The following is a 14828-nucleotide window of genomic DNA, read 5'->3' as shown; positions in this document are numbered from 1 at the left end:
CGGACAGGATTCGTAGCGAATGACGGCAGGAAGCCGGCTCGTCCGGGCAACGCTACGGAAAGCGGCCATGCCGGAACGCGACACGATGCGGTGACAGCGCGGCGATGGGGCGGGAGCCGCGATTCGCCTGGTTTCGCGTGTTACGGCTTCCTTTCAGGCATTCAGCGAATTCTTACTTGTTGCTTTCGTTCTGGTGGGGAGGGTTGCGAAATGGGCCGTGAAGCAACGGCGATCCATCGCGTGACGTGGACCCGGCGCTCGAACAGTGCAGTTGCTTCAACGTTCCACTGTCAAAACGTTGTTACGTGACAACTGCAAGTTACAGCGGGTAATTTTATATACTGAATTTCAGTCTCAACCCCACCAGGCGAATCTTCGATTCGCGGACGCGTTCTCAAACCGGCTTTCCAGCCCGTTGGGATACCCGCACCCCGCAATCCGCAAGTCTTCGGCAAAACGCCTATAATGAATGGGCAAATTGCCGGAGAGAGGTCATGAGCACCATCGCTTTTCATCCTTCGGGCGTGGCACATCCGCGTCAGGCCGAATTCACGATTCTCGAGCAGCTGCTGGCGATCCGCGTCCGATCGGGCGCCGATCTTGCCGAGCTGGCGAGCGCACGTGTCGACGTCTCGGTGATCGACCGGCTGTCGGAGCGCGGGCTGAAATCGGACGAGCTGGCCTTCATCATCCCGCGCCGCACGTTGAGCCACCGTCGCCAGGCGCACGAACGCCTGTCGCCGGAGGAATCCGACAAGGCGATCCGCCTCGCGCGCATCGTCGCGCAGGCGACGGCCACGTTCGGCGACCAGGACAAGGCGATGGCGTGGCTGCGCAACGGGCTGCAGCGCTTCGGCGGCCGCACGTCGCTCGACATGGCGAGCACCGAGCATGGCGCGCGGCTCGTCGAAGAGGCCCTCACGCAGATCGACGAGGGGTACTTCGCTTGACGACGCTGTGGCGGATCAGCAATTACGCCGATCTGAAAGGCATCGGCGGGTTGCGCGCCGGCGGACGCTGGCATTTTGCCGGGCAGCCCGTCGTGTATCTCGCCGAGCATCCGGCACTCGCGCTGCTCGAGACGCTCGTGCATTTCGAAATCGCCACCGTTGCGCAATTGCCGAGCGGATACCAGTTGCTTCGTATCGAGGTGCCGGAATCGGTGGACGTCGCCGAAATCGCGGACGGCGACGCGCCGGATGACTGGCGAACGAACGTCGACTGGACCCGCAGCGCCGGCACCGAGTGGCTGCACACGCAGCCGAGCGCGCTGCTGCGCGTCCCGAGTGTCGTCGTGCCGCACGCGTACAACTTCCTGCTGAATCCGCTGCATCCGGCCGCGTCCGAGATCCGCGTCGCGGAAGTCATGCAATCGCCGTACGACACCCGGATTCTGCGGCTGATCGAGTCGAAGCCGGGCGAATAGGGAACAAAAAGGAACGGGGCCCGTGCCGTGAGCCGGTTCAACGCTCATGCGCGGCGCGATCCGCGGCCGCATCGGGTGGCAGCGTCTGCCGGATGCGCGTGATCGTTCGCGTACTGACGAGACCGAGCATGGCGCTGACGTCGGCGTGCGCGTGGCCGGCGAGCAACTGGCGGCGCGCATACGTGTTGCGCAGCACGCGCGGGCTCATGTCTGCTGCGTGGAAACCGATCGAGGTCAGCGCGGCGCGCACGACGAGCAGCAGAAACATGTCGTTCATCGCGCCACCGCCGCGCGGCGCGGGAAACAGCAGCGCCGATGCCGGTGCGTCTGCCGAGCGTGCGCGCCATGCGGCGAGCGGTGCCAGCGCGAACGCGGCGAGTTCGATCCGGCGCGCCGGCCGCGCGCGATCGCGCGGCACGGCTAGCGCGGGCGGCAGCGCGTCGAGATCGGGCGCGTCATGCGTCGTCGCGCGAATCTCGGCGGACGTGATGCCGCTCGCGAGCAGCAGCGCGACGATCGCGCGATTCCGGCAGTCGGCCGGCGTGTCGTCCGGTCGCGGCTGCACATGGCGCTGCAGTGCCGCGTCGAAGTCGGGCGGCAGGTAGCACGGCTCGGGCTCGCCGTCCGGCCACGCGAGATGGCGCGTCAGCCGGCCGGCCGGATGGATCGTCCGCACACCGGTGTCGACCAGATGCCGGCCCAGCCGGTCGATCAGCTTCGCGTAGCGCACGCGCGTCGATGTGCCGGGCGCGCACGTGCGTTCGAGCTCCGTCAGGAAGGTTGCGACGTGGTCGGGCCCGAACGTGGCCAGCGACACGCGGTGCGCGATCAGGTGGCGCAGGAACCGTTCGAACATCGCGACGTGCTGCACGACCGAGCGCGGCGCGAACGGCCGGCGGCCAGCGCCGGTCGCGGTGGTTTCCTGCCATGCGCGAAAGGCGCCGACGGGATCGTGAATCCAGCGATTCGTATCCATCCACGAGTTATAGCCGGACGCGGTGACGCCGGCAATCGTCCCGATGTCCATCCGCATTCGGCCGGCACTTGCAACGCAACCGGCGCATCAGTGCGCGGCACGCGTCATTTCCTTGTTGCGGAAAAAAATTCGTTCGTGGGACTATCGAACGCGTTGCCTGTGCACCGAGGGGGTTGCAGGCAGCGCGATGCCCATCGCAACGACCTAAAAGAACATCGAAAGACAATGAACAGAACAGCGATTTTCCCGTATGTGTCCGCGTTGCTCGCGGCTGCCCTGCTGACGGCATGCGGCGGCGACGTCGAGAACGAAGCGGGGCGCACGCAGGCACCTTCAACCGATACGAGCTGCCTCGCGGTCGACAACAGCGGCGCGACGGTCGTGGTTGGCTCGAACCAGCCGGGCGATCCTTCGCTGCCGGAAGCGTCGTCGGGTTATCGCACCGGGATGAAACCCGTCTATGCGAAGACCTACCTGGTGGCGACGTCGAACGCTTACGCGAGCGCGGCCGGCTGCGCGGTGCTGAAGAAAGGCGGCACGGCCGCCGACGCGGCGGTCGCCGTGCAGGCCGTGCTTGGCCTGACGGTGCCCGAGGCGACGGGCCTCGGGTCGGGCGGCGTGCTGCTCTACTACGATGCGCGCGGCAAGACGCTGCAGGCGTACGACGGCCGGGAAACCGCGCCGGCCGCCGCGACGGAGAACTATCTGCGCTACGTCGACGACACGACCGACCATTCGGCGCCGCTGCCGAACGCGCGCGCCAGCGGCCGCTCGATCGGCACCATCGGCGTGCCGCGGCTCATCGAGGCACTGCAGCAGGATCACGGCCGGTTGCCGTGGCAGAACCTGTTCGGCGACGCGATCACGCTTGCGACCAACGGCTTCCCGATCGGCGGCCGGCTCGCCGACGCGATCGTGGCGAACGCCGCGAACCTGAAGCGCGATCCCGAGGCTGCCGCGTATTTCCTGAATGCCGACGGCTCGCCGAAGACGCTCGGCACCGTGCTGAAGAACCCCGCATATGCGCACACGCTGGCGCTGATTGCGCAGTCGGGTGCGAATGCGCTGTACACGGGGCAGATCGCGCAGGACATCGTCGCAAAGATCGCGACGACGAAGGGCGCGGACGGCTCGACGCTCACGCCGGGCAAGACGACCGTCGCGGATCTGGCCGCGTATCAGGCGAAGCGCCGCGAACCCGTGTGCACGACCTATCGCAGCTACTGGGTATGCGGGATGCCGCCGCCGTCGTCGGGCGGTATCGCGGTTGCATCGGCGCTCGGCATTCTCGAGAACTTCGACTTGAAGTCGCTGAAGCCGACGGCGATCGATCTCGAAGGCGGCAAGCCGACCGTCGCGGGCGTGCATCTCGTCACCGAGGCCGAACGGCTCGCGTATGCCGACCGCGACAAGTACGTGGCCGATACGGATTTCGTGCCGCTGCCGGGCGGCACGTGGGACACGCTGCTGAACAAGCCGTACCTGAAATCGCGCGCGGCGCTGATCGACACGACCAAGAGCATGGGCACCGCGCAGCCCGGCAATCTCGGCGCGGTGCCGCTCGGTGTCGACACGACGCTGATCGAGCACGGCACGAACCAGTTCACGATCGTCGACGGCGACGGCACCGTGCTGAGCGCGACGACCACGGTCGAGTCGAGCATGGGCTCGTTCCACATGACCAACGGCTTCCTGCTGAACAACCAGTTGACCGACTTTTCCGCGAACCCGGTCGACAGCGCCGGCAATCCGGTGGCCAACCGCCTGCAGCCGGGCAAGCGGCCGCGCAGTTCGATGGCGCCGACGATCGTGTTCGGGCAGGCCGCTGACGGTTCGCGCGGCGATTTCGTGATGGCGACCGGTTCGCCGGGCGGCGGCACGATTCCGCAATACGTGGTCAAGACGCTGGTCGGCGCGCTCGACTGGGGGCTCGATGCGCAGCAGTCAGCGGGGCTCGTCGATTTCGGCGCGAGCAATAGCCCGACGACCACGATCGGCGGCGAGCATCCGAACGTCAACGCGGCGAACAACGGTGCGAACGATCCGCTGATCACGGGGCTACTCGCGCTCGGGCACAAGGTGTCGACGTCCGCGCAGGCGAGCGGCGTCAACACCGTGATGCGCGTGACGGTCGGCCAGTCGCCCGCGTTGCAGGGCGGCACCGATCCGCGTCGCGAAGGCGTCGTGCTCGGCGATACGTTCCGGCCGTAATCCGGCGGAGCACGCGCGGCTCCGATCTGCCTGTTTCTGCCGACAGGCGGTCGGGGCCGCGCGTCGAGAAGGAGTCGCAATGACGAACGCGCATCTGCTTGAAATGGACGCAGTCCTGTCGGCGCCGGGCTTTTTCGATTTCCTCGGCGACGTCGATTGCGACCGCGCGCTGGACAGTCGCGATGCCGACCCGTTCGATGCGCAGTGGATGGCGGCATTCGATGCGATCGACGGCGATCCGGGTGCTGCGATCGATACGCCGGCCGTGAATGCGTTGCGCGAAAAGGCGTACAAGCTCGCCTTCGGCGCATCGGGCAACGCCGATGTGGCGGCGTGCGTGTCCGACGACATCGAACTGATCGCGAGGAGCCGGTTGTCGGGCCGTACCGACGGCTGGCCGATACATATACTTTGGGATGCTTATAAAAACGGCCGGTTTCCCTGCTAGCCGTTTCACCTGCCTGGTTGCCCGATGCGTGATGGTCGGGTAGATCGCCATCGCGACGCGGCCCGCGCCGCACATCACCGCGTCCGCATCCGCTCGACTGCAAATACCTCCGCCGTTTCGTCGCAAGCCCCCGATTGTCAAACTATGTGAGTCAATCGTCAGCATTTGCAACTGAAGTAACAGTCCCCGCAAATCAATCGTTTTGCGCGTCGGCGCCGCTACATTAGCTCCACCTGCCGCACGTCGCGGCGAGGCATGCGACAAGCCGCACGGACGCGGCCCGCAGCAACAACGTCTTTGGGGAGAATGACCATGAACAAGATTCGTACGATTCTGCTGGGTGCCGCACTGACGGCGATGGCGACGTCGGCTGCTTTCGCACAGACGGCCCAGACCGGCGCTGAGGGTTCCGCAGGCGTCGGCGCACAGGTCCAGACGCCGCTGCTCGGCGGCGGCGTGGGCGTGCAGGCTGGCGCCGGCGCGAATGCTGCAGGCTCGGGTTCGGGCGCGGGCAACCTCGTCGGCGGCGCGCTGAACGGCGTCGGCAAGACGGTCGGCGGCGTCGGCGCGGCAGCCGGCAATGCGGTGGGCGGCGCGACGAATGCGGTGGGTTCGGCTGCGGGCTCGGCGAAGGATGCCGCGACGTCGGCCGTACATTCGACGAAGTCGCACGTGAAGCACGTCGCAGGCACGGCAAAGAGCCACGCACAAGGTGCGATGTCGACGGCAGGTGACGTCGCGGGCAGTGCGAAGGCGAAGGCCGGCGAAGCGCTCGAAGGCGCGACGAACTCGGTGCAGGGCGGCGCATCGGTCGGCGTGAAGGGTTCGGCTTCGGCACAAGGCGGCGCGCTGTAAGCAACACGCATCCAATCACGGCCCGGCCCGCTTCGAAGCGGGCCGGGCTTTTTTTATCGGCGCACACAGTGCGCCGTTCGACGTTCGTCGAAATACAGTGATGCATCGGCGTTCGCCGCGAATCCGACGGCGCGATGGGCACGTTCGCGCTACCGGACGCCACGGGCACGAGCCCGCGGCAGGCGACGCGCGTGGCCCCTGCCCATTGCCCGCCCGCCATGCTTAAATAGCGGGGCTCCCGGTTGCCGGGCCGCCGCGATGGCAGCGCCGGCCGACGCGGGCAAGCATGTCCGATCGACAGCGTGACGACAGACGACACCAAAACGCCGTTCCGGCCGGCCCGGCGCGGTCCGATAACATTCCGAGGCATCACGTCATGACCATCCTGTTCCGTCTTCTCGCGCTCGCCTGCGCGCTCTGGCTGGCCGCCTGCGCAGCGCCGCCCCCGCCGTCAGGCAGTATCGGCGCGTCTGCGGCTGCACCGCAGGCTCCGGACGCCAGCGAACGCCGCGGGCTCGGCACCGCCTGGGGCGAGTCGGTGCGATCCGAAACCCGCAATGTCGAATTCGAACGTGCGGATCCGGCGAAGCCGACGGATCTCGCGTCGGTCTACTACAACGACGCGCTGCCCGGACATCTTCCCGCATCCCAGGTGCGCCGGCTGCCGACCCGCGTCGCGCTCGCGAACGGCGACATCGCACTGTCGTTTACGGACGAGAAGGGGGTGCCGCTGCGCCTCGCGCGCAGCAACGGCCGCTGGCACATGGCGGGCGTCGAGGGTTCGCGCTACATGATCGTGCTGCGCAACCAGGGGCGCCGCACGTTCGAAGTCGTGTCGACCGTCGACGGGCTCGACGTGCTGTCGGGGCGGCCGGGCAGCTATACGAACGGCGGTTACGTGCTGTATCCGGGCCGCACGCTGACGATCGAGGGCTTCCGCAAGAGCCGCGACGAAGTTGCCGCGTTCCGCTTTGCGGCGGTGCCGGACAGTTATGTCGCGAACTCGAAGTACGGCGATGCCGCGAACGTCGGCGTGATCGGCGTCGCGCTGTTCGCACGGAAGGAGAACGACGAGGACGCGCTGCGCCGCAACGCGAATCCGTTCCCCGGCAACGACAACGGCTTTGCGCCGCCGCCCGTGCCGCGCGGCGAGTGACGGCATGCATCGGATCGGCCGCGTTCGTCGCGACGAACGACGCACGCGGCGCGATCCGGAAACGGTATTACCCGGGTGGCACGCCTGCGCATACGACGAACTCCACGGCGTCACGCGCGATCCATGCGAATACGAAACCGCCGGACGATACCGGTTGCGTTGAGGGCCGCGGTGACGGCGCTGTCATTGTGGTGCGGGCGAAGAAGGTACGCTGTATGTGCTGGAACTGCGCGGCGCCCGAGCGGTGCCGCTTCTCGCTGCCGGTTCGAAACTGTCTCGACTTCGTTTCGCTCGAAACCGACGCCGGAGCGCAATCGCCATATCTGGCGGTCGCATGGCGCGACGCACCGGCCGGCAGCGACGTCCGGTGGGAATATCTCGCGCACGGCAGCGCAACGCATCGCATCGCGTCTATCGTTTCGTGAACGGCACGTTTGCCGAGGTCGATGTTCCGCAGTAACACGGTCGCGCCACGGCACCATGGCCGTTCGAAATCGTATCGCGTGCTTTCTCCACCATCCGGACCGACGGAGAACCCCATGTCGTTACCCGCTTTCAGGTACCATCCCGACCCGCTGGCAACCGGCAGCGTGATACGGTCGGACGCGCGCTGCATGTGCTGCGGCGATGCGCGCGGCTACCAGGATTGCCATTGACGGCCGGGCCTGCGCGAGCGGTGTCGCCCTTCGTCATGAAACAGAGGAATCTTCGTGAAGTTCATCCACGCGGCAGACATTCACCTTGACAGCCCGTTGCACGGCCTGAGTGCGTATCCCGACGCGCCGGCCGCACAGTTGCGCAACGCGTCGCGCGAGGCGCTGCGGCAACTCGTGGATCGCGCGATCGAAGAGGAAGTCGCGTTCCTCGTGATCGCCGGCGACCTGTACGACGGCGACTGGAAGGATCACAACACGGGCATCTTCTTCGGCCAGCAGATGGGGCGCCTGCGCAAGGCCGGCATTCGCGCATTCGTCCTCGGCGGCAACCACGATGCCGAAAGCGAGATGACGAAGAAGCTGACGCTGCCCGACAACGTCACCGTGTTCGGCCATCGCAAGCCGGAAACCCACAAGCTGCCGGAATTCGACGTCGCGCTGCACGGGCAGAGCTTCAAGGACAAGGCCGTCGTCGACAATCTCGCGATCGGCTATCCGGACCCGGTGCCCGGGTACTACAACATCGGCGTGCTGCACACGGCGCTCGAAGGCTATGCGGCGCACGCGAACTATGCGCCGTGCACGCTGGCCGAACTGAACGCAAAGGGCTACGACTACTGGGCGCTCGGCCACGTGCACGAATTCCAGCAATGGACGGGGGCGTCCACTGTCGTGTTTCCCGGCAACCTGCAGGGGCGCCATATCCGCGAGACGGGCCGCCGCGGCGCTGTGCTCGTGACCGTCGAGCAAGGCCGTACGCAGGTCGAGCGCCTGTATCTCGACGTGCTGCGCTGGGAAGCCGTGTCGGTCGATGCATCCGAATGCTTCACGATCGCCGATTTGTCGAGAAAGATCGGCCAGTCGCTGGAGGCGCTGCTGACCGTCGACGGCCACGTGCCGCGCGCGGTGCGCGTGACGGTGACGGGGCGCACACCCGCGCACGGGCTCTTTTTCGGCCGCGCGCCGCAGTTGCGCGCGGAGGTGCTGAACCAGATCGGCATCATTGGCAACGAGCGGCTGTGGCTGGAGAAGGTCCGGCTCGCGACGTCCGCCGCCGATCATCAGCAGGGCGAGAGCGAGCAGCTTGAAGCGCTGGAGGATTTGAAGCAGATCCTGGCCGAAGCCGCGCACGATCCGGATTTCCTCGCACTGCTCGAACGCGACCTGAAGCCGTTCGTCGGCAAGGTGCGCAGCGACGTGAAGGAGGAAGTGCCGTTGCTGACGATGGCGCGCGCGGGCGAGCTCACGGCGCTGGTCGAGCAGGTCGGGCCCGCGCTGCTCGCGCGGCTGGCAAGGGGGGAGTAAGCGATGCGCATCAGTCAGCTCGATCTGATCAAGTACGGCAAGTTCACCGACGAAACACTGCGGTTCCCGTCGGCCGGCGAGGATTTTCATGTGATCGTCGGGCCGAACGAGGCCGGCAAGTCGACGATTCGCACGGCCGTGTCCGAGCTGCTGTTCGGGATGAAGCTGCAGACGCCGCTCGATTTCCTGCACAGCACGCCCGAACTGCGGATCGGCGGTGTGCTCGAGAACGGCACGGGCGAGCTCGCGTTCCATCGTGCGCGCGGGCGCAGTCCGTTGCGCACGCCTGCCGACGACAAGCTTCCCGACGATTATCTGGCCGAGATCCTCGACGGCGCGACGCGCGAATTCTTCGAGCAGATGTTCGGGCTCGATCACGGGCGGCTGGTCGATGGCGGCCGCAGCATTCTCGATGCATCCGACAAGCTCGGCCAGGTGCTGTTCGAATCGGCCGCCGGTGTCGGCAGTCTCGGGCCGGTGCGCGAGGAACTCGACGCGCGGTCGGTCGAGCTCTGGGCGCCGCGCCGTAGCGGCAGCGCGTTTGCGCTGGCCGAAACGTCGTTCAACGAAGCCGTGACCGAACTGAAGACGGTCCAGGTGCGCACGCGCGACTGGGTCGATCGCAAGGATGCGCGCGAAGCGGTCGAACAGCAGATCGAGCACGCGCGCGCGGAGCAGCGCCGGCTCGAAGCGCTGCGTTCGAAGCTCGAACGCGTTCGGCGGTTGGCGCCGTACCTGAAGGAGCTGACGGTCAAGGATGCGGCGCTGGCAGAACTGGGCGTGGTCGTTGAATTGCCGCCGACCGCGTATGCGGACCTGCTGAAGGCGCAGGGCGATCTCGCGGCCGAACAGAAGGTGCTCGAGGAACGGCGTGCCGACCTGCTCGCGAAACGGCAGGCGTGCGATGCGATCGACGCCGATGCCGATACGCTGGCGCTCGAAGCCGACATCGAAGCGCTCGATCGGCTGCGCGGCGCCTGCATGAATCACGCGCAGGATCTGCTGCTGCTCGGCGCGGACGTCGAGCGGCACCTGTCCGCCGCGTTTTCGGCCGCCGCGCAGCTCGACTGGCCGACGGACGAAGCGACGCTACGCGCGTCGCTGCCGACGGCGCTGTCGCTGAAGACCGTCGCGAACCTGCTGCGCGAACACGGCGCACTGCACCAGGCGCTCGCCGGCGCGCGCGAATCGCTCGACGAACGCACGCGCGAGCTTGCGCAGGTGCAGGAGCAACGGGCGCGCCTGTCGACCGTCGACGTGCCGGAGGCGCTGCGCGCGGCGCTCGCCGATGCGCAAGGCTTTCGCAACAGCGGCCAGCGCGAACAGGCGCTCGAACATGAAATCGCTGCCGCCGAGTGCACGCTGTCCGGCGCGCTCGATGCACTCGGCCGGTGGCGCATGCCGGTCGATACGCTGCGTGCGCTCGACGTGCCGTCGGCGGCGCGGCTCGGCGTGCTGCTCAAGGAGGACAGCGAACGCGCAAGCGCGGCCGCTGCCGCGCGCGACGCGCGGGACGGCGCGCTCGAAGAGTTCGAGCGGCTCGAATTGCAGGAGAAGCATTTCGCGGAGAACCACAAGGTCGTCACGACCGCCGACGTGCTGGCGGCGCGCGCGCGACGCGACGGCGCATGGGGCGACATCCGCAATGGCACCGTCGATCTGGCAACGGGCGCACCGGCGGTCGACGATGCGATTCGCCTGGCCGACGAACTCGTCGATGCGCAGCTCGGCGCGACGCAGGCGGCGGCGACGCTTCAATCGCTGCGTCAGCAGGTCGAATCCGCGCGTGCCGGCGTGGCGCGCAGGCAGGCTGCGTTGGACGAGAGCGAACGCGAGCTGGCCGCGCACCGCGACGCATGGGCCGAACTCGCGACGACGGCCGCTGTGCCCGGCATGCCGCTCGCGGCGATGGGCGACTGGCTCGCGAAGCGCGATACGGTGTTCGCCGCTCAGGCCGATCTCGACCGTCAGCGCCGCGAATTCGACACGATTCGCGCGGCACGGGCCGGTGCCGAGGCCACGTTGCGTTCGGCATTGCATACGGTGTCGCGAGGCAGCGATACGGACGGACTGACGGCACTCGTCGCCATCGCCGAGACGTTCGTGCAGTCGGCCGAGAAAGCGATCGCGCAGAAGGACAGCCTCGACGATCGCGCGCGGGAAGCCGAACGCGGATGCGCGACGGCGCAGTCGCGGGCCAGCCATGCGCAAGCAGCTTACGATGCGTGGCATGCGCAATGGCGCGATGCGCTGGCCGATGCGAAGCTTTCCGCGAGTGCGGTGACGCTGGCCGCGGCGGAAGGCGCGCTGGGGCTCGCGAATGCGGTGACGGCTGAACTGGCCGATGCCGATGCGCCGCGCAACCGGATCGCCGCGATCCGCGCTGAACTGGCTGCGCTCGAGGCCGGCGCGCGGCGGCTTGCCGAAGCGCTCGCGCCGGAATGGCTGGCGAGCGGCGACTGGCTGGACGTTGCACGCAGGCTGGCGATGCGTCTCGCGGCCGCGAAGGAAATCGCGCGCGCGATCGCGCGTGCCGACGAGGCCGTGCGGCAGGCCGACGGCAAGGTCGCGGATGCGGCCGCCGCGGTGGCCGGTGCCGATGCGCGCATCCAGCCGCTGCTTCATCTGGCTGGCGTGGCGTCGATCGACGCGGCGCTGCCGCTGGCCGAACGCTCGGATCGGCAGCGCCAGCTTCGGCAGGCGGTCGATGCCGCGCACGAGGCGCTGGTGCGCGACGGCGACGGGCTGTCACGTCCGGCCGTCGAGGCTGAGGTTGCGGAACAGGACATCGCCGACGTGCCGGCGCGCCTGGAGGCGGTGAAACAGTCGCTGGGCGATGTCGGCAAGCGGTTGAACGAGCTCGCACAACAGCAGGTCGTGGCCGACCAGGCGTTCGGCGCGATCGACGGCCAGGCGAACGCGGCCGTCGCCGAATCGAAGCGGCAGGAAGCGCTGGCGGCGATGGGCGACGCGGCCGAACAGTATCTCGAGGCGGCCACCGCGAGCCGGTTGCTGAAGTGGGCGACGGATCGCTATCGCGACCAGAAGCAGGGGCCGATGCTCAGGCGGGCGGGCGAGATCTTCGCCGGGCTCACGCTGGGCGAGTTCGCGAAGCTCACCGTCGATACCGAGCGGACGCCGCCGGCGCTGTATGCACGGCGGACGAAGGGAACGTCGGTCGAGGTCGCCGGGTTGAGCGAAGGGACGCGCGACCAGTTGTTCCTCGCGCTGCGGATCGCGGCGCTGGAGCTGCAGCTCGGCAGCAGGACCGCGCTGCCGTTCGTTGCCGACGACCTGTTCATCAACTTCGACGACGCGCGCGCGAAGGCCGGGCTCGACGCGCTGCGCGATCTGTCGACGCGAACCCAGGTGCTGTTCCTGACGCACCACGACCACCTGTTGCCGCTCGTGAAGGACGTATTCGGCGCGCGGGTCAACGTGGTCGAGTTGCAGCGCGCGCCGGCCGGTGCGTGATGCGGGGCGCGCATTGATGCCGGCGCACGGGAAGGGTCATCGCGTACAGGTAGTATGTGCGGTTCCGAAATGCACGCGGCCGGTTCTGCCGGTCGCGCGACTGGCTACACGAGGGGGGAACATGAAAAGGCTGGTAGCCGCCATCGCGTTCGCGGCGGACAAGCATCGCAATCAGCGGCGCAAGGACGAAGAAGCGTCGCCGTACATCAATCATCCGATCGCGCTCGCCGACGTGCTGGCCAACGAAGCCGGCGTCGAGGACGAGCGCGTGATCGTCGCGGCCGTGCTGCACGACACGGTCGAGGATACGGAGACGACCGAACAAGAGCTGTTGCGACTGTTCGGCAAGGACGTGGCGGACATCGTGATGGAGGTGACCGACGACAAGTCGTTGCCGAAGGACGAGCGCAAGCGCCTGCAGGTCGAGCATGCGGCGACCATCAGCCGGCGCGCGAAGCTCGTGAAGCTGGCCGACAAGATCTGCAACCTGCGCGACATCGCGCGCCATCCGCCCGCGGACTGGCCGCTCGAGCGCAAGCAGGCGTACTTCGACTGGGCGAAGTCGGTCGTCGATCCGATGCGCGGCGTGCATCCCGGCCTCGAGGCGATCTTCGATGCCGCCTACGAAGCACGACCGGCGGACTGAGGCGCCCGCATGCGATCGACCCGATCCATCGGATCCGCCGCGCGGCAATCGGCCGCCGTGGCGGGTGTCGACGTCGGGGGCGACAAGAAGCTATGCGATCTCGTGATCCTGCGCGGGTCGACGGTTGTCTGCCGCGAACAGCGGATCGCGCCCGAGGCGGTGCCTGCGCTGTGTCTCGCCCATGACGTCGTGGCCGTTGGCGTCGACGCACCGAGCCTGTGGTGGGCGGGAAGCGGGCGCCGGGCGGCCGAGCAGGCGCTCGCGCGCGAGCGGATCTCGTGTTTCCCGACGCCGTCGCGAGAGCAGGCCGTCGCGAGCACGTCGGGCTTCTTCGACTGGATGTTCATCGGGGAGCGCGTCTACCGCTCGCTCGCGGACGCCTATCCGCTGCTGACCGGCGCGCGCTATGCGGGCGGGCGCGCGAGCTTCGAAACCTATCCTTACGCGATTACCTGCGCGATGCTGGGCAAGGCGGTTGCATCGGCGAAGCACAAGCGCAACCAGCGCCGGCAATTGCTGGAGCGACTGGGGATCGATGTGTCGACGCTGCGTTCCGTCGATGCGCGAGACGCGACCTTGTGCGCACTGACGGCGCAATACGTCATCGACGGGAACGCGCATGCGTATGGCGATACAGAGGGTGGATATATCCGAGTGCCGATCGTGAGCGAGACGATCGTGCTCGACTCACTGTAGTGGCGGCGCGCGGCGACTCCAGGACGCTGTTACGACGAGGTGAGCTTTTGCGGGAGAGGTGCGGTCTGCCTGACGCCGACGGAGTCACGCAGTGATTGTCGACCGACAAACATGAGGATTGCGGGCGCACGCGACATGAAGCCGGTGCGCCGCGCGATCCCGAGCGGTACTGCTCAATCCTCGAGGATGGATTTCGGCACGCTGGATAGATCGCAGGCTAGCGCCTGTTCGAAGTAGTCTTCCGCATCGTCGATCATTACGACCGCGACGTCGATCAGCTCGTCGAGCCGCTGCAGCAGCGATTCACGCCACTCAATGTCTTCGTCGCGCTCGGGCGTCTTGTCCATCTGCTCGATGATCGAGTCGGCCGTCTGCAGGAAAGGAATCGCCTGCTGATAGTTTTCGATCGAAACCAGCGCCGCATTGCGTGCGCCGATGAGCCGTTCGCGATGCTCGTCCGCGAGTTCCGATTCGCCGCTGATCCGCGGCAATACATCCGAAATGCGTTGCAGAAGTGGCGGGGCCTGTTCTTCGAGCAGGATGGCGCGCTCGCGCAGCGCTGCATATTCGTCGCGAAGATCGGCGTCGCCGGGTTCAGTGGTGCTGTCCATCGTCGGTGTGAGTGCGTGGTTCGGTCGCGGCATGATACTCGACAGCGCGAGCCCCCTTGTCCGATCCCCGGGACGGGGTTGCGAAACCCATGAAGGCGCGAACGCGCAATGTTGCAGCCGGGCGATGTGGTGTTGCGTTCGGCGGCCCGGTGATTAGCGGGGATGCGAACCCGGAGCGCGCTTGGGAAGGGCATGCCGTCGCCCTCGTATATATATGAGGAAAGAGAGGCTTGCCCGGTAGCTATGGCGGGCGGTTCGCGTTGCGATGCCCGGCCCGTCGAGCCCGAAGCCACCGGGCGCGCGAGCGCACGGAGGCTTTTTCAAAATAATTTCACAAAGGGGCTTGCGCGAAGGGGGCGGGGTGCATA

Annotated in this window: 13 protein-coding genes; 11 read left to right on the top strand and 2 right to left on the bottom strand. The window is 67.3% G+C overall.

Translation table 11 applies throughout. The features are described from left to right. The first annotated feature begins 494 nt into the window (after positions 1-494). Entirely contained in the window at positions 495-950 is a 456-nt protein-coding gene (locus OEJ37_RS07940) for an antitoxin Xre/MbcA/ParS toxin-binding domain-containing protein (protein WP_006480981.1), read from the top strand. Further along, complete coding sequence (locus tag OEJ37_RS07935; RefSeq protein WP_175919870.1) at positions 947-1426, top strand: RES family NAD+ phosphorylase; 480 nt, start codon at positions 947-949, stop codon at positions 1424-1426. Before OEJ37_RS07940 ends, OEJ37_RS07935 begins: the two co-directional genes overlap by 4 nt. A 37-nt stretch (positions 1427-1463) precedes the next feature. Here the strand turns inward: OEJ37_RS07935 and OEJ37_RS07930 are convergent, their stop codons facing one another. After that, positions 1464-2402, bottom strand: coding sequence for a site-specific integrase (locus tag OEJ37_RS07930; protein ID WP_175920117.1), 939 nt, complete (start codon positions 2400-2402; stop codon positions 1464-1466). A gap of 225 nt (positions 2403-2627) precedes the next feature. On the opposite strand from OEJ37_RS07930, the gene OEJ37_RS07925 reads away from it, so the two are divergent. The 9 genes from OEJ37_RS07925 to OEJ37_RS07885 all read left to right on the top strand — a co-directional run bounded on the left by OEJ37_RS07925 (position 2628) and on the right by OEJ37_RS07885 (position 13849). After that, a complete protein-coding gene (locus tag OEJ37_RS07925; protein WP_175919869.1) occupies positions 2628-4613 on the top strand; it encodes a gamma-glutamyltransferase family protein in 1986 nt (661 codons plus the stop codon). 79 nt (positions 4614-4692) lie between these two features. Beyond that, positions 4693-5061: a hypothetical protein gene (locus OEJ37_RS07920; RefSeq protein WP_175919868.1), complete on the top strand. Its 369-nt coding sequence runs from the start codon at positions 4693-4695 to the stop codon at positions 5059-5061. Positions 5062-5373: 312 nt separating this feature from the next. Then, complete coding sequence (locus OEJ37_RS07915; protein WP_175919867.1) at positions 5374-5916, top strand: hypothetical protein; 543 nt, start codon at positions 5374-5376, stop codon at positions 5914-5916. A 376-nt stretch (positions 5917-6292) separates the two neighbouring features. Then, positions 6293-7072 carry a hypothetical protein gene (locus OEJ37_RS07910; protein WP_175919866.1) on the top strand — a complete coding sequence of 260 codons (780 nt, stop codon included), beginning with the start codon at positions 6293-6295 and terminating at the stop codon, positions 7070-7072. Between the two features lie 446 nt (positions 7073-7518). Beyond that, entirely contained in the window at positions 7519-7728 is a 210-nt protein-coding gene (locus tag OEJ37_RS34900; RefSeq protein ID WP_317891525.1) for a CbrC family protein, read from the top strand. Positions 7729-7782: 54 nt separating this feature from the next. Next, on the top strand, positions 7783-9033 hold the full coding sequence (locus OEJ37_RS07900) for an exonuclease SbcCD subunit D (protein WP_263343877.1): 1251 nt from the start codon (positions 7783-7785) through the stop codon (positions 9031-9033). Positions 9034-9036: 3 nt separating this feature from the next. Next, the gene (locus OEJ37_RS07895; protein WP_263343875.1) at positions 9037-12507 is read left to right on the top strand and encodes an ATP-binding protein; all 3471 of its coding nucleotides are present in this window, start codon (positions 9037-9039) and stop codon (positions 12505-12507) included. A gap of 121 nt (positions 12508-12628) precedes the next feature. Next, entirely contained in the window at positions 12629-13153 is a 525-nt protein-coding gene (locus OEJ37_RS07890; protein ID WP_152863355.1) for an HD domain-containing protein, read from the top strand. Positions 13154-13162: 9 nt separating this feature from the next. Continuing rightward, entirely contained in the window at positions 13163-13849 is a 687-nt protein-coding gene (locus OEJ37_RS07885) for a DUF429 domain-containing protein (protein ID WP_174419478.1), read from the top strand. A gap of 173 nt (positions 13850-14022) precedes the next feature. On the opposite strand, the gene OEJ37_RS07880 is transcribed toward OEJ37_RS07885, so the two are convergent. Continuing rightward, positions 14023-14460, bottom strand: coding sequence for an ATPase (locus OEJ37_RS07880; RefSeq protein WP_244130807.1), 438 nt, complete (start codon positions 14458-14460; stop codon positions 14023-14025). Positions 14461-14828: the final 368 nt, after the last annotated feature.

The organism is Burkholderia sp. BKH01, from assembly GCF_025685725.1.
GTDB classification, from domain to species: domain Bacteria; phylum Pseudomonadota; class Gammaproteobacteria; order Burkholderiales; family Burkholderiaceae; genus Burkholderia; species Burkholderia pyrrocinia_C.
This window is presented reverse-complemented; position numbering and strand designations above follow the sequence as displayed.